We start from the raw sequence: 16,654 nt of genomic DNA, 5'->3' as shown, positions 1-16,654 counted from the left end.
GGCAAAAGGTTGATTGAACACCGTATTTTCAGTCGTGACAAATCAAACAGGCACATTTAAGTTTTGCTTGACCTCCAAAAACAGATTTTGATGCCCCAGCGTGCTTTGGACCTATTAGCAATTTTTCTGTCGAAATGTGAAGTAAGCTTAACACTCACAGGCAGCCTCCATCACAAGGTACAAGATCTACGTTTTCACATCCAGTTTCGAGCAGTATCCCGCTAATATTAGTTCATACTTCCATTTTAAAGAGGATGTCCCTCTATGGAAGATTATGCATAATCAATATGCGCAAAAAAAAATAAAAAATGAACCGAAAAATGAACCTTTTATATAAATGGAACCAATATATTATGTAAGCAGCTTACAAAATAAATGTTGAATTAAAATGTTAAGAGAGGTGGGGAAATATTGTCAGACCGGTCAAAAGAAAAAGACTACGAGCTTTATAAGCATATACAGAAGATGAGGGACGGCTCAATTGAATCTTTTGACTTTATCTACAATGAAACTAGTAGTGATGTTTATAGATTAATTTCCATGATCGTTCATAATCACATGGATAGAGAAGATATTATGAATGAAGTTTATGTTCAGTTATGGAGTTCAATTAATAAATATAATTTGGATAAATCCTTTCGAGCATGGCTTCATGGAATAACTATTCATCAGATTAGTAACTTTAAAAGAAAAAATTGGCGTGTTTTTAGGATTTTTAAAAAACAATGTTCAATGTTAAGCAAAGATGATATTAGTTATGAGCCAGACATTGTTCACCCTGAATTAGAAAGTGAGACAATGGAATTAATTAATAGTTTATCAGATAAATTAAAAGCAGTAATTGTTTTAAGATACTATTATGATTATTCATTGCAAGAGATTGCAGATATATTAGAAGTGCCTTTAGGAACTGTAAAGTCAAGACATCACTCAGCTTTGAAACAGTTAAAAAGGCGGATAGATTTAATAAAGAAGATGGATGGAGGGAAAGAATGGATATTGAAAGGAAATTAAAAGAACGATTGTCTAACTATGCTGATCATATAGAAAGTCCTAAGCAGGCATATTTCAAAACACGAAATTTGTATATAAACAATGTTATTAAAAAAGGGGAGCAAAGATTTATGAAAAGCAAAAAGAGATTTGTGTTAAGAACCGCAACTTTATCAATAGCAGTAGCAGCATTACTTCCTATAGGAGCACTTGCAGCACCACATGTTATTGAAGCATTTAAAACCGTAACGATTCAAGAGGAAAATGTTGATATGAAATTGTCAGAATATCATCCAGATCGTTCTAACCTTACTTCTGTTCAACACACAGCATTAAACAAGGTTTATAAAGCTTTTCCAGAATTAAAAGAATTTGAAATTACAGGTATTAATACAGGGGAAGGAAGAGTCGATTATCAAACAATGAATTGGAGCTCCATTCAGTTAGAAAAAGATGGACGTAAATTTGTATTTGATATCGATAATGCAACAGGTGAATTTCATTATCTTGGCAGATATAACTGGGGTGAAAATTATAATGACATGAGCAAAGAAGATATTGTTCTTCAAGCAAAAGCAATGATTGGAAGCCTGTATTCAGATATTGATTCGTATTCTTATAAATTTAAAGATTTTTATGCTAAACTTCCAAATGAAAAAGTACAAGAAGCCGAAAAACAAGGAATTAATATTGACAGAAATAAAGAATATCTTGAATTCTCAAAAGAAGACAAGGATGTTTATTTTAGAGTGGATAATGAACAAGATGGACAATTCACAATTAATGTTTTGTATAAATAAAGGGGACAGGTCCATCGTCCCACCAGTCGGCAAAATATGAATGAAGTGGGATAAGAAATCCAGTGGACATAGGGAAGGGACATCGTTCTATTTAGTAAATAAGTCTTTTAGGGCTAATTGAAATGGGACAGTGAACCTGTCCCTATGCTCATTTTCACATTTATCATTCATATCTCGTCACAATTACTCCATCCATATTGTTACCTGAAATATCATATTCGTGATCTTCCGGTAGATTAATAGTCATGTTTTCGGAAAAGAGGTAATAACAAATAGTATATTTTTCACCTTCAACCTTAGCTGAAATCTTTTTTTTCCCCTTTAAAAAATCTAAATATTCTTCTAAAACAAAACCCTTTTCCTTCATAATCGCACTATGCGGCAAACCAACATAGCGAATATGCCATGGTTCATATTGAATACCGGTTATCTCGGTTTTATTTTTGGGATAGCGTAAAACAAACCCGTATTTCCAAGCGTTTTTTTCAATCCATTTTCCCTCTGGAGCTTTTTCCATCTTCATTTGAGTAGTCCCCACATCTAGCGATAATCCTAAATTGTGTTCGCTATAACCAGCTGGCATGGCTAGGCTAGAACCCATTTCTCGATAAAGCTCATTTTGCTCATCAAAATTACGAAAACCACTCGTGATGAAAAAATTATAATTATTATCCTTTATTGCACCAACAACCATATCTGAAAATTTACGTGCTATATACTCGGATAAATATGTTTTGTGATCAAATAAGCTATATCCTTTTACTAATTCACTGTTCGACGATAAATTAACAACATCTGATTTAATCCCTGTTGGATGAACGGGGTACTCACTGTTGACCAAAAGCAAATTTCCTTGATAGATTTGATCTTTTGAAATAGCTACTTTTTGGCTATTTTCTGAAGATGTTTTTTCGGCTATTTTATCATCCTCGTGATAATACGTTATTTGAATATTTTTTTTGTCTTGTAAAAATGGTACTTCTTTAACAGCTATCAAACCTAGACATATAATAAAAATTAATAAAATGCCCCACTTCTTCATTTCTTAGTTTCCTCCTAATTCTTCTTCGGTTAAAGAATATCTAAAACTATTTAAGAAAAGAGCGGGGTAAATCTTAAATTTTTCTTAAATCATGTATTTGAAATCAATCTAATTTAATTATTTTGTTCACTTTCCATTGGTAATCGGACTTCAAAAGTTGTCTGAATGACATTGCTTCTGGCAGTAATTGACCCATTATGCCGCTCTGCAATATTCTTTGCAATGAACAGGCCCAACCCTGTGCTTTCTTCTCTATGGGTTCGTGCCTTGTCTCCGGTATAGAACATATCAAAAAGATGTGGGAGATCATCTGGAGGAATTCTATCCCCATAATTCATAACTTGTACTACTATTTCATTTCCTACAATGGAACCGTTAATATCTACATACTGACCGTCATATCCATAGCGAATTGCATTTGTGATAAGATTTTCAAACAGTCGAGCTAGCAAATCGCCATCGCCCAAAATGGGTAAATGGGTCGGACAATTCAACCGGGCAATCAAATGATTGTTTTCGTACACAGGATACAATTCTTCATTTAGTTGGTTTAGCAGATCTGTTAAATTAAATCTTTTTTTATCCACTGGTAGCATTCCGTAATTCATTTTCGTTATCTCGAATAATTCATCAATTAGTTTTTCTAAACGTTGGGACTTAGTAAAAGCAATCATTAAAAAATGCCTAACTTGTTCTTTCGTCAAGCTTTCATCTTTAAGAATTATATCCAAGTAACCCAAAACAGAAGTCAAAGGTGTACGCAGATCATGGGCTAAGTTTACGACCAACTGATCCTTACTGCTTTCCGAAAAGTCGCCTCTTACGATAGCTTCTTTTAACTTTTCACTTGCGAGATTGATGTCATTCGCAATATCGCTAAATTCATCATTTGATTGAATTTCAACTTGATGTTGGAAATCTCCTCGAGCAAGGTAGCGAATTCCATTAGAAATCTTATTGAAATAAGTAGAATAACGTTTCGTAAGGAGAAAGAAAAACAATATTGACAGTGGAATAAATATAAGTAAAAAGAAATTAAAATCCCCAATCTTACGCATAAAGGCTCGAAGGTAGGTTAAAGCATCCCCATAATCAACCCAAGTATAATAATAATATTGAAGTATATTAAAGATTAAATAAATTATGGTACCAGACAGAATCATACTCCATCCAAATAACACGACCATTTTTGATCGAAAACTTCGTACGATTTTAACCATTGAATGTATACCCAACTCCCCACACAGTTTTAATTAATTTGTTTTTCTGTTTATCTTCTTTCAGTTTTTTTCGTAATGTACGAATATGAACCATAACAGTATTCCCACTTTCAAAATAGGCTTCACCCCATACTTGCTGAAAAATGCTTTCTACACTATAAACTTTCTTTGGATGACTGGCTAGTAAATACAAAATATCAAACTCTTTAGGGGTTAGCTCAATATATTCACCGTAAAGAGTAACCGCACGTTGTTCAGGAGAAATAACGAGTCCACCAAACTCTAGATTGGATTTATTTTCGGTCTTCGCTTGATTTAATGTCTTAAATCGCCGTAAATGGGCATTTACGCGAGCTACCAATTCAATGGGTGTGAATGGTTTAGTCATATAATCATCTGCTCCAATTACGAGCCCCTGTACTTTGTCGAAATCAGATGTTTTAGCACTTAAAAAGATGATTGGCATATTATGCTGTTCACGAATGCGGCGGGTTACTTCATATCCATTCATTTTCGGCATCATAATATCCAAAATCAGCAAATCAAAGACCTGATTTTCGACAACATGAACAGCCTCTTGACCATTCGATACTTTCATGACATGGTATCCTTCTTTTTCTAAATGAAAGGCAATTAGATCCGCAATTTCCTTCTCATCATCAGCAATTAATATCGAAATATCTTTCATATCTGCACCTCCAAATTCATTTTGGAGCGATTCATTTCCTATTCTCATCATTACGCCACTTCACAATCTGCCCCATTTGCTGCACAATCATAATACGAAGTTTATACGCAAAAGTATTGTAACACATATCAATGAAAAACGTTCTGCAGCTATGATCAAGTGAAAAATGGTTTGATTATAAGGGAATTTGAAAAAGGAATCCATTATCAAATCGTCGATAAAATTTCTAATACTCTAAGAAGACTAGCCTTTGAAGGGATTGTCCATGATGTTAAGAAGGCAGATGTTCCGAAGAAGAAAGCGAAGGAAACGATTTCTAAGAGAATAAGAAAAGGATTGATACGATCAATCGATTCTTGCGTAGAAAGATAAAAATATTTAAGCGAATCGCATTCTTATGAAAATCTTAATCATTTCTCATGGGATAAATCAGAAATATAATGGCGGTATTTAGTAAAGTAATAAAGTATAATGTTTGCCTGAAAGGAGCTGAAATTATGAGGGATAAAATTCTTGTCGTTGATGACGAACAGGAAATAGCAGATTTAATAGAAGTGTATTTGCAAAATGAAGATTACGAGGTATTAAAGTTTTATTCTGCAAAGGAAGCTCTTGACTGCATTGAAGGGACGAAAGTTGACCTTGCAATTTTAGATATTATGTTGCCGGATATTAGCGGTTTAACGATTTGCCAAAAAATAAGGGAACGGTATACCTATCCTATCATTATGCTGACTGCTAAAGATGAGGAAATCGATAAAATTAATGGTCTTACATTGGGGGCTGACGATTATATCACAAAACCCTTTCGCCCACTTGAAGTCGTAGCACGAGTGAAAGCGCAATTACGGCGGTATAAAAAGTATAATCCCAAGCATGGGGAAGATATGGAAAAAGATATCATCCTACATTCCGGTCTTGTCATGAATATCAAAACACATGAGTGTTTCTTAAACGAAAACCCGCTTACACTGACACCTACGGAATTTTCAATTTTGCGTATCCTTTTAGAGAACAAAGGCAATGTGGTAAGTGCAGAGGAGTTATTCCATAAAATTTGGAAGGATGAGTATTACAGCAAAAGCAATAATACGATCACAGTCCACATTCGTCATCTCCGAGAAAAAATGAATGACACTTTCGAAAATCCCCAATATATTAAAACAATATGGGGGGTAGGCTATAAAATTGAAAGATAAATATAAAAGAGAATTTGATTACACCCGTTTGCAAATTAAAATTTTGTTTGCCCTGATTGGAGTCATAGCCTCCTCCTTTTTTGCTCTTGTTTTAATGTACTTCCTTCATTGGAATAGCATCGGCGGGAGATGGATTACTCAGATAACAGGGGATATCCTTCGAATAGGTTTTTTCGGGGCGTTAAATATATACCAGCTATTTTTCGTCTTGTTAGTATTGCTTATTTGTGCTGGGCTTTTATTCGTCATTCGCGCATTTTTGCACTACGTTACAAAGCCACTGTCCGATGTTGAACAGAGCCTTGGTATGCTTCTCATTGACAATTCGGAGGAAATCCGCTTGCCGGAAGAACTCACTGCTATCACCCAAAGGTTAAACGACATGAAACAAACCTTGGAACGCCGAAATCTAGAAGCTCAATCAGCCGAACAACGTAAAAACGAGCTTGTGATGTACCTTGCCCACGACATTCGCACTCCCCTTACTTCTGTAATTGGATATTTAAGTTTGCTGGAAGAAGTGGAAAATATGCCGCCGGAGCAGAGAAAAAAATACACGCATATCGCACTTGACAAATCATACAGGCTGGAGAAAATGATCAATGAATTTTTTGAAATAACCCGGTATAATCTGCAACAAATCCAAATAGAAAAAACGAATATCGACCTCTATTATATGTTGGTACAATTAACCGATGAATTGCTGCCTATTTTGTCAAGCCATGGAAATACGGCCGTTTTACATGCAGATGAAGAACTAATGCTCTATGGCGATGCTGAAAAGTTGGGGAGGGTTTTTACCAATGTTCTGAAAAATGCTGCTGCATATAGCTTCCCGAATACAGAAATTCAGATCATAGCCCAAAAAAGCGGTAGTGATACTGTAACCATTACATTTCAAAATAAGGGGGATACAATACCTCCTGAAAAATGCGCTGCTATATTTGAAAAGTTTTATCGTCTTGACGAAGCCCGTACAAGTGATACCGGGGGAGCGGGACTGGGACTTGCAATTGCCAAAGAGATTATTCATTTACATGGAGGTTCCATTACTGTGGAAAGCCGTGAATATATAACTTCTTTTGTTATTACGCTTCCGTTCAATCACACCGCATCTTAGTATTTTCTTAAGAATTTATCAAGGAAGTATTAAATTTGAGCCGGTACTGATGGGTTACACTGTAGTTAATGAATTTCAAAGGTTTTTACCTATAACTACAATAAAAAACGGAGGATGTTTCATGGATATTATTACAATTTTTCAGGCTTTGCTCCGATGGGGTGTGTTTGCACTCATTGGAGGCCTTTTATTGGGACTAACCATTTTCGCTTGCTACATGATTTATAAAAAGGTGTTTCATGGACAAAGGAGTATGTCGAAAACACAGGGGATTACCCTGTTTCTTTTATGCTGCTGGCTGCTGCTAGTACTGGCACTAACCACCTTAAGCCGCGGTGCAAACTTTACCGGAAGCTTCAATATTGATTTTTTCAGTTCCTACGTCAACGCTTGGAATAAGTGGTCGAGTAGCGAATTGCAGCTTATTATCTTCAATATGCTGATGTTTACGCCGTTGGGATTTTTATTGCCACTTTTTTGGAAAAAAGCAGAAAAGTTCAAGGTGACGTTTTTCGTGTCTATTGGGTTAACTATCTGTATTGAAATCGTACAATTATTGACGGGAAAAGGGATTTTTGAACTTGATGATTTATTCCACAACTGTATTGGGAGTTTGTTTGGATATTTTTGTATAATGGCAATACTTTCCGTTATCAGGGAAAAGCGCGTTCGTTTTGTTCCGATTGGAAAAGTGTTGATATTTCCATGTGTCATTGGAATAATAATGGGCACCGTGTCTTTGGTTTATGTGCAGCAACCTTATGGAAATATGCCTATTCTTCCTGCGACAAAACAGGATATGTCAAGGATTCAAATTAACACTGACCTTTCCTTATCAGATCAACCGGCCTCGGCCTCCATTTACAGAAGTAAATATACAGACGATCAAGATTATCTAGAACGAATTAAAGCTGGACTTTCCGAATCGGAAGATGTTACTTTCTCCGGTGTTCAACGACGTGATGGCGAAAACCGTGTTTACACTGGCAAAAGTTCTAATAGTGAAGACGTTCAACTTAGCTTCTTATCTTGGACAGGACATTGGAGCTACACAACATGGCATGATGCTACTACATTGTCCGAGGAAGAAGCGAAGAACGAAGGAGACTTTTATAAAAACTGGTTGAAGGAAAATGGACTGCTCCCCGCTAACGCTGTTTTCAGTATACAAAACAACGATACGCTTCGATGGGACGCACCGGAAGTGAAGGATCTATCCATTGCCAAAACCGCATTCACATCTGGCATTATCTTAATGCAGTTTGATAACAATTTGGAACTTACTCTTATGGATTACGAAATCAACTGGAATGAATATGTAGCAACAGAAGAAATTATTTCCCCAAAAGCAGCTTTTAAACAGATTGAAGATGGAAACTTTGAACAATATGTCCCCTTCCAGCAGGGAGATACCTTAAGGGTAAAAGAATGTAAGCTTGCTTATGTTTACGATACAAAAGGATTTTATCAGCCTGTTTATCAATTTACCGGATATATCAACAATGAGGATCATTCATGGGATTGTCAGATACCTGCTTTGGGGAAATAGGAAGAGCGGGGACGGTTCTCTTGCTTCCTCTATGTCATTGGAAGCCCAAGAAGCAGGAAATTTTTTTTTAATGTCGAACTCTTAATACGAAAAGCTTAAAAACTATTCTGCTTCTTAGCACTCAAAACTGCGAATACTCAAAATTTTGCGTTAGATACTTCTAACACTTCCTTACCTTATTAATTGCTTCGAATTTTGAGCAAAACTTAAGAACCATCCCGCTGCTTCTCTGCTTTTTCACGAGTATTCAATGAGCAACATGGGATTACACCTTCGGAAGCAAAACTAAACAATTCAAAACTCAATAAGTATCACCCAATGAATGATCTTAAGATGTGATTTATAGGAGGTAAAAGAATTATGGCGGAATTAAAGGAAATTGTTTATAAGGAATTTGACGAACGTCTAATGGTTGGAGTTCATTACCACACTTCATTTTTTAAGGCCGGAAACGCATGGAAATCATATTTTGAAAGTGATAAGGCGAAATATTTAAATGAGTTATCTGAATTCGTTTATTGTGAGGATATTGATGAAAATGATGGGATCGGAATGATGTTTAATTTTCAAGATACAAATACATTTGAATTAATATTAGGAGATTTTATGAAAGTAAATACACCGGTTCCCTATGAACTATACAAAAAATATATTCCAAGTGGAACGGTAGCTTGTATTCAAATAGAGGGAAATGACATCGCAGAAATTATGGACTCGGCTTTCAAATTGATTACAGAAGCCATAAAAAAAACGGGTAGGGAAATCGATTTTGAACATTTTTATTGGTGTGAGATCTATACAAAGGAGCGATATTCTATTCCACAAAATCGTGGTGAAAAGGTAGTGCTTGATTATATTTTGCCAGTAAAATCATCATTAAGCGAATAGACCGCTTATTAATTAAATTCAATAAAAACAAAACGGCTTTTATAATATAAAATGTTGATAGCGTATGATGAAAGAACATATTAAATTAAATACTTTAGCCTGTTTCAATTATATGCGTGAATGAAAGGAACTTAAATTAAATATTTACTAGATGTAAATAGCGATATTTATTTTTCCGTTCATTCGCGCTATTCAACTCATCCTACTTTCGAGAAAATAACATCTGGGCTTCATCCTATTAATCCCCATAAATTTCTTATTGAGAAATATAGATAATTTTGCTAAAATATCTTTTGAAATAATTAACCTTTAAGACGGTCCAGAGAGGCTGAAAAGGGCTACTGATATTTTAAGTTATTATGTTATTAATATCATTGTGTTTTCATGCCCTTTTGTCTAATTTGACGAAAGGGCATTTATTTTGCATTTTAGCTGTGAAGACATAACTAATAACGTACCGCTTTTAAAGGAAGTCCAGTGAGGCTTAAAAGGTGAATGGAAAAGTTTTATTTATAAAGATACATCCATTCATTCGTAAATAAAAGAGATTTATTTCATCTAGAACATACTGGAGGATAGTAGAATGGATTATCGTAAAAAAACCGTGGTCGCATCGGTAGCGGGTTTAACATTAGAAGGCATGGACATCATGTTTATCTCATTTGCGATGTCAATGATTATTGCAGAATTTAACATTGATTTAGCAACTGGGGGACTTATTTCTACTATAACGAATGTAGGGATGTTATTAGGAGGAATTGTTTTCGGGGTTTTAGCAGATAAGTATGGAAGGGTAAAGGTCTTTACATATACTGTCATCTTATTTGCAATTGGTACAGCTTTAACAGGATTAGCCAGTAGTATTGAACAAGTATATCTATTTAGATTGATTGCCGGAATAGGTGCTGGGGGAGAATATGGTATTGGCATGGCACTTGTTGCAGAAGCTTGGCCGAAAAATAAACAAGGGCGTGCGTCTTCATATGTCAGTGTTGGTGCCCAATATGGTGTCATTTTAGCAGCATTACTAAGTGCGATCATTCTTCCTACTTTAGGATGGAGAGCATTGTTCTTTGTTGGTGTAGTACCTGTTATTTTTGCCTTTATCGTAAGGAAGAATTTAGATGAATCACCTGAGTGGCTCGCAGCTCAAAAAAATAAAAAGGCTAGTGAGAAAGAGGAAAAGGGTAAGCTGGTACAATTGTTTGAAACGCCACGAACAGCGATGACAACCATCTCTTTAATCATCATGGCAACTGTTCAAATTGCTGGTTATAACGGATTAATGATTTGGCTACCATCGATGTTGCAGAAGTCACAGGGGTTATCAGTTTCAAGCTCTGCTATTTGGACGATTAGTACAGCTGTTGGCATGATTATAGGTATGTTAACCTTTGGACGATTTTTAGATCGATTTGGAGTAAAGCGTGCCTTTGGTGTCTTCCTAATTGCCTCCGCATGTGCTGTGTTTTTATACTCTTATGCTACTGGTATTATGGGTGTACTAATAGGTGGTGCAATTGTCGGATTTTTTTCAAATGGAATGTTCGCCGGATATGGAGCTTTGATTGGTAGTCTATACCCAGTTCAAATTAGAAGTACAGCAACAAACACAATTTTTAACTTTGGACGAGCTATAGGCGGTTTTTCACCAATACTTGTCGGGTATATTCTACAAAGTTATGATATGAAATTTGCGATGCTCTACTTAGCAGGTTTATATTGTATTTCCTTTACGGTCATGCTAATGCTAAAAAAAGATGGTATAGAGAATGTCAACGAACCTATATAAAAAGTAAGTATATTTCACCGTAACTTGAAATGCATTTTGTTTTCATTGGAAGTCAAAGGCAGCTGAATATACTTTGGTCAAAAATGATCCGAGCTGAATGTAGAGTTAATAGTGAAATAACCGTACTTCTGACAAAAAAGTCATGATGTACGGTTATTTTTATCATTCGGGCTTACTGAAGACCTACTCCATTTCTTCTTGCTTCATATAATATTCCATCGCTTGATTAAGCCAGTTTTGTTCATCTTCTGTGAAAGGAGAAGTGGTTATTTTTTCAAGGTCTTGAATATCCAATTCTTCTAGATTAGTATCAGCCAGCTTTTGCATCAAATCTTCCCCAAGAAATGAAAAAGTTGCTTCTAAATAGTTCTTAACCATCCTTTGTACTTTGGGGTCCTGTACGGGTTTACCGTACAATTGTTTTACTTCTTTAGACAATTGAATAACCGTTTTATCTAAGGAGATTTTATCTTCCTCCGATTTCTTGGAGAGCTCCTCCACGACATCCGTTAACATATGGCGATGCATCCATTCTTCATGTATATGTTCAATACGCATCCCATGAATAAGGCTAAATAATAAGTTGCTATCGACTTCTCCTTCTTCTTCGACTAACTTAATTACTCTTTTAATTGATTGTATGGATTGCTCGATTTGTTCCTTTTCTTTTTCTAAAGCTTGCAAATGAAGGGACAAACTTTCATTTAAATCAACGGTAAAACTTGATTCATGTAATAAATTGGCGATTTCATCTAAACTATATCCTAGAAATTTTAGACTTAGAATTTTTTGTAAGGTGATAATATCTTGATAATAGTAAACTCGGTGCCCTGAAGAAGGTTTCTTTTCTGGTTGTAATAAACCCATTTCATCATAGTAATGCAAAGTAGGAATAGGTATTCCCGTCTTTTCTGAAAATTCTCCAATGGAAAACTTGTCATTCCTATTCATTAAGATTCCTCCCTATAAAAGTATACGTTCATTATAAATCCTCAAGTGACTTGAGGTTCAAGAGGAAATATAAAAAAATTGGATCCGTTCAAATTGCTGATGATACATAAAACCGGTTTGTCAAATCATAATGGTTAGTGAAAGCTAATTGAACGGTTTTAACACTACAGACATAACAATGAGAAGTGGACAAGAAATACTAAACATCCTATTAAATTTTGTAGTGGTTTATAATATTAATTGAATTTCTTATTAAAAGTTGGTGAAAATGAAAAATGCGGGTATTAATCGTAGATGATGAAGAAAAAATTACAAATGTCTTAGCATCTTATTTTGAAAAAAACGGAGATCATACGTATATTGCTCATACTGGTGAATCCGCAATCCAAATAATAGATCAAGGGCTTCTAGATATGATTATTTTAGACTTAATGTTACCAGATATGGCAGGAGAAGATATTTGCCAATATGTAAAAGCAAATTATGATATTCCTGTCATTATGCTTACGGCGAAAATTTCCATTGATGATAAAGTAAGAGGCTTTAAAATGGGTGCGGATGATTATGTAGTTAAACCATTCCACCCTAAGGAAATATTAGTGAGAGCCGAAAGACTATTACCTATGTCACATAAAAAGCAAGTTATCACTATAGGACGATTAGAAATTCATAAAGATGAAAGAACGGTATTAATAAATCAACAAAACATCCAGTTTACACCACATGAATTTAACATATTGCTTTTATTAGCTGAAAACCCTAAAAAGGTATTTAGTAGGGATGATATTATTCAAAAATTATTTGGATTGGATGTGGACATCAATCCCCGCATTGTGGATCAACATATTAAAAATATTCGTAAAAAGGTGGACGGGGATTATATCCAAACTGTCTTTGGATTAGGGTATAAAATAAACGAGAAGGTTAAAGAACAATGAAGTTTAATATAAAAGTGGCGTTGATTATAGCCATCTTTACCTCATGTATGCTCTTATTTATTACAGCGATATTACTTTATAAAGGTCATGAACATTTGATGATGCTTCATATAACCGATTCCGAGGAGCTCATTCACCATTTTGATTTGGCATTGAGGGAAACGGCATTGTGGTCGATAGGTTTATTGATTATTGTCATACTGATCTCCAGTTTGTTAATTGCAAAGGCGTTGACTAGACCGATTCAAGAACTCAATCACTTTGCGTTAAGACTTGTGCGTGGAGACCGTAATTTAAATATAAGCTATACCATTAATGATCCAATTGGTCAATTGGGACATTCGTTGATAAAACTAGATGAAACATTAAGTTCTTATGAATGGCGTCGTAAAGAGATGACACAAGATCTAGCACATGAAATTCGTAATCCGCTAGCTTCGATAAAAAGCTATTTAAGTGCATTTGAGGATGGCGTTTGGGAGGCTACACCAGACCGTTTGCAAGCATGCGTTGAAGAAATTGATCGGCTAATTATCCTTGTTGGAGAATTAGATACTTTAAATGATATTAATAATCCTACATTTAAGATCATCATGAAAGAGCATCCGATTGCTAGTTTAATCGAGAAATCTATCATTGCGTTGGCAAGTGAACTACTGGAAAAAGACATACATGTAAAATTGGATTTAGATAAAACCATTTATGCCAAGGTAGATGCCCTAAGATTGAATCAAATTCTGCATAATATTATCAAAAATTCCATGTATCATGTTCAAAAAGAAGGTACGATCTTCATCAAATTATTAAAAAACAATGGCTCTTATACAATTATTGTACACGATAATGGGATCGGTATGGATGAAGAGACTAGCCAAAAAATCTTTTTGCGAAATTATCGTGCGAAAAATCGATATACTGGCAGTGGTATTGGCATGACCATTACCAAAAAGCTAGTAGAAGCGCATGGCGGTAACATTTCCGTCAAAAGCGAAAAAGATATAGGGACCACATTTTATATACAAATGCCGATTTCTACATAATTTCTACACAACTATTCTGTATGCTTTATGTCGAAAGGAATGGTGAGAGTATGAAGAAAATTGCACTAGCCAGTATGATTATAAGTGTTGGCATATTAGGGGCTTGTAGCCAAGAAAAAAGCGATAATATGAAAGGCATGGATCATTCCAACATGAAGATGGGTGAAATGGACCATTCTTCTATGGATATGAAAGATATGGATCATGACAAGATGAAAGGACATATGAGTCATGATAAGGTAATAAGTTTAAATGACTCAACAGGGGAAAACGAATTGAAAGTCCCTACCTTACTTGCACGAGATCATGAGAAAGGTATCGTATACACTGTAAAAGCCCAAAAAGGGAAAACGGAAATTTTTGATGGTACTGAATCAGAAACATATGGATATAATGGAATGTTTTTAGGACCAGTGCTTCGTTTTGAAAAAGGTGACAAAGTTAAAATTAGAACGATAAATGAACTGGATGAACCAACAACTTTTCACTGGCATGGCCTGGAAGTATCTGCGGACGTGGATGGTGGACCGCATGACGTACTTAAACCAGGAGAAGAAAAGGTACTTGAATTTGAAGTGACACAAGAGGCGTCTACATTATGGTTCCATCCCCATCCTCATGGGAAAACGTCAGAACAAGTTTATAAAGGGCTTGCAGGTTTGATTTATATTGAAGATGATCATTCAAAAGGTCTTGGGTTACCAAATGATTATGGGAAGAACGATTTTCCATTGATTTTTCAAGATAAAACTTTTGATAGCAAGAAACAATTGAATTATAGCGCTGCAAAGAATGAAGATGGAACAATCGGTGATACATTATTGATTAATGGAACACTTAATCCTAAATTGACTGTAAATAAAGAGAAAGTGCGCCTTCGCTTATTAAATGGGTCTAATGCAAGGAATTACACTTTTAAATTGAATTCTGGGGATTCTTTTCTTCAAATCGCAACGGATGGTGGTTTTTTGAATGAACCAGTACCTTTGCAAGAAATTACACTGACACCTTCCGAAAGAGCAGAAATCATTGTTGATTTTTCAAGCATTAAAAAAGTCAATAACTTAGCGTTGATAAATGAAGATGGAGCAGTTCTATTGCCATTTGAGGTCACGGACCAAAATGGAGTGAACCGTAAGATTCCGGAAAAATTAAATGATTTTTCATTGGAGGATAATGTAATGCATTTGCCGGTCACCAAGAAAGTGGAACTCTTTGGAATGATGGACATGGTAACGATAAACGGAAAGAAGTTTGATCCGGAAAGAATTGATTTTACCCAAAAACAGGGAGATACGGAGGTATGGGAAATTTATAATAAACCGGATATGATGGGTGGAATGATTCATCCATTCCATATTCATGGAGCGCAGTTTAAAATAATCTCTCGTGATGGGAAAGACCCATCTAAAAATGAACGAGGATGGAAGGACAGTATTTCTGTAAAACCGGATGAAAAGGTCAAAATAGCTGTGCAATTTAAACATAAGGGTGTCTATATGTTCCATTGTCATATATTAGAACATGAAGATAATGGAATGATGGGGCAAATTAAGGTGGAGTAGATATTTACTATTATGCTCTAGTCGATAATGGAAAGTCAGCTTAAATATAACTTTTGCTAGTTCGACCCCGAGTTGGAGAAAATATCCGATATCGGGGTCTTTTTTTGTCCAAACCTTTAAGTTTACTGAGTTCTCTATTTTAAGATGTTCATCAAGAATACTTAGTTTTATAAAAAATCTATAGGTTGTTGCTAAAAATAATACTTGGATGCATAAATAAATTGCTTGACGATTATCGATTACAAATGTAAACTGTAATTACACAATATGATTACAATTGTAAACATATAGAGGAGAGGAAATTATGAATACTAAAATAGACTCTAAAATTACGGATTCCGAATGGGAAATAATGCGTGTAGTCTGGGCACAGGATAAAGTTACAAGTAGAGAAATTATAGAAGTGTTGCAACAAAAGAAGGATTGGAAACCTGCGACCACTAAAACTTTTATTGGAAGACTTGTAAAAAAAGGAATGCTTCATACAGAAACTGAAGGAAAGAGGTATATTTATACTGCTAATATAAATGAAAGTAAATTCATTAAAGGCATTCTTGATGAAATTTTAAATAATATTTGTGGGAAAGAAGTTGGTAATACAATAGTGTCCTTAATTTCAAAAGCAACGTTAAGTTTTAGTGATATAGACAAAATGGAAAGAGCACTTGAAATAAAGAAAAAAGACGCTGTTGAAGAAGTGGCTTGCACTTGTGTTCCAGGACAGTGTAAATGTAAGCATACCTGTTCATCAGGACACTGATAAATCAATAATATACGAGGAGTGACGAACATGAAAAAACAACCATAAAAATTACAGGAGGCGAGCTATGCTTATTATGTAAATGAAATTGGGACAGCATTTCAAGGTG

Annotated in this window: 16 protein-coding genes; 12 read left to right on the top strand and 4 right to left on the bottom strand. The window is 35.1% G+C overall.

The window, feature by feature from the left end; translation table 11 throughout:
* Positions 1-411 precede the first annotated feature (411 nt).
* Both J2S13_RS04425 and J2S13_RS04420 read left to right on the top strand, forming a co-directional pair.
* A complete protein-coding gene (locus J2S13_RS04425) occupies positions 412-1,014 on the top strand; it encodes a sigma-70 family RNA polymerase sigma factor (protein WP_307256497.1) in 603 nt (200 codons plus the stop codon).
* Positions 993-1,793: a hypothetical protein gene (locus J2S13_RS04420; RefSeq protein WP_307256496.1), complete on the top strand. Its 801-nt coding sequence runs from the start codon at positions 993-995 to the stop codon at positions 1,791-1,793. Before J2S13_RS04425 ends, J2S13_RS04420 begins: the two co-directional genes overlap by 22 nt.
* Positions 1,794-1,956: 163 nt before the next feature.
* Here the strand turns inward: J2S13_RS04420 and vanY are convergent, their stop codons facing one another.
* The 3 genes from vanY to vanR (J2S13_RS04405) form a co-directional block, all read right to left on the bottom strand.
* Positions 1,957-2,835: a VanY-A/VanY-F/VanY-M family D-Ala-D-Ala carboxypeptidase gene (gene vanY, locus J2S13_RS04415; RefSeq protein WP_307256495.1), complete on the bottom strand. Its 879-nt coding sequence runs from the start codon at positions 2,833-2,835 to the stop codon at positions 1,957-1,959.
* A 113-nt stretch (positions 2,836-2,948) separates the two neighbouring features.
* A complete protein-coding gene (locus tag J2S13_RS04410; protein ID WP_307256494.1) occupies positions 2,949-4,055 on the bottom strand; it encodes a sensor histidine kinase in 1,107 nt (368 codons plus the stop codon).
* Positions 4,048-4,743: a vancomycin resistance response regulator transcription factor, VanR-F/VanR-M family gene (vanR, locus tag J2S13_RS04405; RefSeq protein WP_307256520.1), complete on the bottom strand. Its 696-nt coding sequence runs from the start codon at positions 4,741-4,743 to the stop codon at positions 4,048-4,050. The genes J2S13_RS04410 and vanR (J2S13_RS04405) overlap by 8 nt, the downstream gene beginning before the upstream one ends.
* A gap of 171 nt (positions 4,744-4,914) precedes the next feature.
* On the opposite strand from vanR (J2S13_RS04405), the gene J2S13_RS04400 reads away from it, so the two are divergent.
* The 6 genes from J2S13_RS04400 to J2S13_RS04375 all read left to right on the top strand — a co-directional run bounded on the left by J2S13_RS04400 (position 4,915) and on the right by J2S13_RS04375 (position 11,291).
* On the top strand, positions 4,915-5,115 hold the full coding sequence (locus J2S13_RS04400; RefSeq protein WP_307256493.1) for a hypothetical protein: 201 nt from the start codon (positions 4,915-4,917) through the stop codon (positions 5,113-5,115).
* Between the two features lie 125 nt (positions 5,116-5,240).
* Positions 5,241-5,942 carry a VanR-ABDEGLN family response regulator transcription factor gene (gene vanR / locus J2S13_RS04395; RefSeq protein ID WP_307256492.1) on the top strand — a complete coding sequence of 234 codons (702 nt, stop codon included), beginning with the start codon at positions 5,241-5,243 and terminating at the stop codon, positions 5,940-5,942.
* Positions 5,926-7,062, top strand: coding sequence for a sensor histidine kinase (locus tag J2S13_RS04390; RefSeq protein ID WP_307256519.1), 1,137 nt, complete (start codon positions 5,926-5,928; stop codon positions 7,060-7,062). The genes vanR (J2S13_RS04395) and J2S13_RS04390 overlap by 17 nt, the downstream gene beginning before the upstream one ends.
* Before the next feature lie 121 nt (positions 7,063-7,183).
* Positions 7,184-8,611: a VanZ family protein gene (locus J2S13_RS04385; RefSeq protein ID WP_307256491.1), complete on the top strand. Its 1,428-nt coding sequence runs from the start codon at positions 7,184-7,186 to the stop codon at positions 8,609-8,611.
* A gap of 360 nt (positions 8,612-8,971) precedes the next feature.
* On the top strand, positions 8,972-9,499 hold the full coding sequence (locus tag J2S13_RS04380; protein ID WP_307256490.1) for a hypothetical protein: 528 nt from the start codon (positions 8,972-8,974) through the stop codon (positions 9,497-9,499).
* 583 nt (positions 9,500-10,082) lie between these two features.
* A complete protein-coding gene (locus J2S13_RS04375) occupies positions 10,083-11,291 on the top strand; it encodes an MFS transporter (protein ID WP_307256489.1) in 1,209 nt (402 codons plus the stop codon).
* A 183-nt stretch (positions 11,292-11,474) separates the two neighbouring features.
* Here J2S13_RS04375 and J2S13_RS04370 read toward each other — a convergent pair whose 3' ends face one another.
* Positions 11,475-12,242: a MerR family transcriptional regulator gene (locus J2S13_RS04370; RefSeq protein ID WP_307256488.1), complete on the bottom strand. Its 768-nt coding sequence runs from the start codon at positions 12,240-12,242 to the stop codon at positions 11,475-11,477.
* A 275-nt stretch (positions 12,243-12,517) separates the two neighbouring features.
* Here J2S13_RS04370 and J2S13_RS04365 point away from each other — a divergent pair, with 275 nt between their 5' ends.
* From J2S13_RS04365 to J2S13_RS04350, 4 genes are all read left to right on the top strand, one after another.
* Positions 12,518-13,180 (top strand): response regulator transcription factor, encoded by a 663-nt coding sequence (locus J2S13_RS04365; RefSeq protein WP_307256487.1) that lies wholly within the window; start codon positions 12,518-12,520, stop codon positions 13,178-13,180.
* Complete coding sequence (locus J2S13_RS04360; protein ID WP_307256486.1) at positions 13,177-14,220, top strand: sensor histidine kinase; 1,044 nt, start codon at positions 13,177-13,179, stop codon at positions 14,218-14,220. Before J2S13_RS04365 ends, J2S13_RS04360 begins: the two co-directional genes overlap by 4 nt.
* 50 nt (positions 14,221-14,270) lie before the next feature.
* A complete protein-coding gene (locus tag J2S13_RS04355; RefSeq protein ID WP_307256485.1) occupies positions 14,271-15,785 on the top strand; it encodes a multicopper oxidase family protein in 1,515 nt (504 codons plus the stop codon).
* 304 nt (positions 15,786-16,089) lie between these two features.
* Entirely contained in the window at positions 16,090-16,545 is a 456-nt protein-coding gene (locus tag J2S13_RS04350) for a CopY/TcrY family copper transport repressor (RefSeq protein WP_307256484.1), read from the top strand.
* Positions 16,546-16,654: the final 109 nt, after the last annotated feature.

This window comes from Oikeobacillus pervagus, assembly GCF_030813365.1.
GTDB lineage: Bacteria > Bacillota > Bacilli > Bacillales > DSM-23947 > Oikeobacillus > Oikeobacillus pervagus.
Note: the sequence above shows the minus strand (reverse complement) of the source record. Positions and strands in the feature narration are given on the sequence as shown.

Bases quoted from the DNA above. Each gene is read 5' to 3' on its own strand.
- J2S13_RS04420 (WP_307256496.1), top strand. From the start codon at position 993: ATGGATATTGAAAGGAAATTAAAAGAACGATTGTCTAACTATGCTGAT.
- vanY (WP_307256495.1), bottom strand. From the start codon at position 2,835: ATGAAGAAGTGGGGCATTTTATTAATTTTTATTATATGTCTAGGTTTG.
- J2S13_RS04410 (WP_307256494.1), bottom strand. From the start codon at position 4,055: ATGGTTAAAATCGTACGAAGTTTTCGATCAAAAATGGTCGTGTTATTT.
- vanR (WP_307256520.1), bottom strand. From the start codon at position 4,743: ATGAAAGATATTTCGATATTAATTGCTGATGATGAGAAGGAAATTGCG.
- vanR (WP_307256492.1), top strand. From the start codon at position 5,241: ATGAGGGATAAAATTCTTGTCGTTGATGACGAACAGGAAATAGCAGAT.
- J2S13_RS04385 (WP_307256491.1), top strand. From the start codon at position 7,184: ATGGATATTATTACAATTTTTCAGGCTTTGCTCCGATGGGGTGTGTTT.
- J2S13_RS04380 (WP_307256490.1), top strand. From the start codon at position 8,972: ATGGCGGAATTAAAGGAAATTGTTTATAAGGAATTTGACGAACGTCTA.
- J2S13_RS04375 (WP_307256489.1), top strand. From the start codon at position 10,083: ATGGATTATCGTAAAAAAACCGTGGTCGCATCGGTAGCGGGTTTAACA.
- J2S13_RS04370 (WP_307256488.1), bottom strand. From the start codon at position 12,242: ATGAATAGGAATGACAAGTTTTCCATTGGAGAATTTTCAGAAAAGACG.
- J2S13_RS04365 (WP_307256487.1), top strand. From the start codon at position 12,518: ATGCGGGTATTAATCGTAGATGATGAAGAAAAAATTACAAATGTCTTA.
- J2S13_RS04360 (WP_307256486.1), top strand. From the start codon at position 13,177: ATGAAGTTTAATATAAAAGTGGCGTTGATTATAGCCATCTTTACCTCA.
- J2S13_RS04355 (WP_307256485.1), top strand. From the start codon at position 14,271: ATGAAGAAAATTGCACTAGCCAGTATGATTATAAGTGTTGGCATATTA.
- J2S13_RS04350 (WP_307256484.1), top strand. From the start codon at position 16,090: ATGAATACTAAAATAGACTCTAAAATTACGGATTCCGAATGGGAAATA.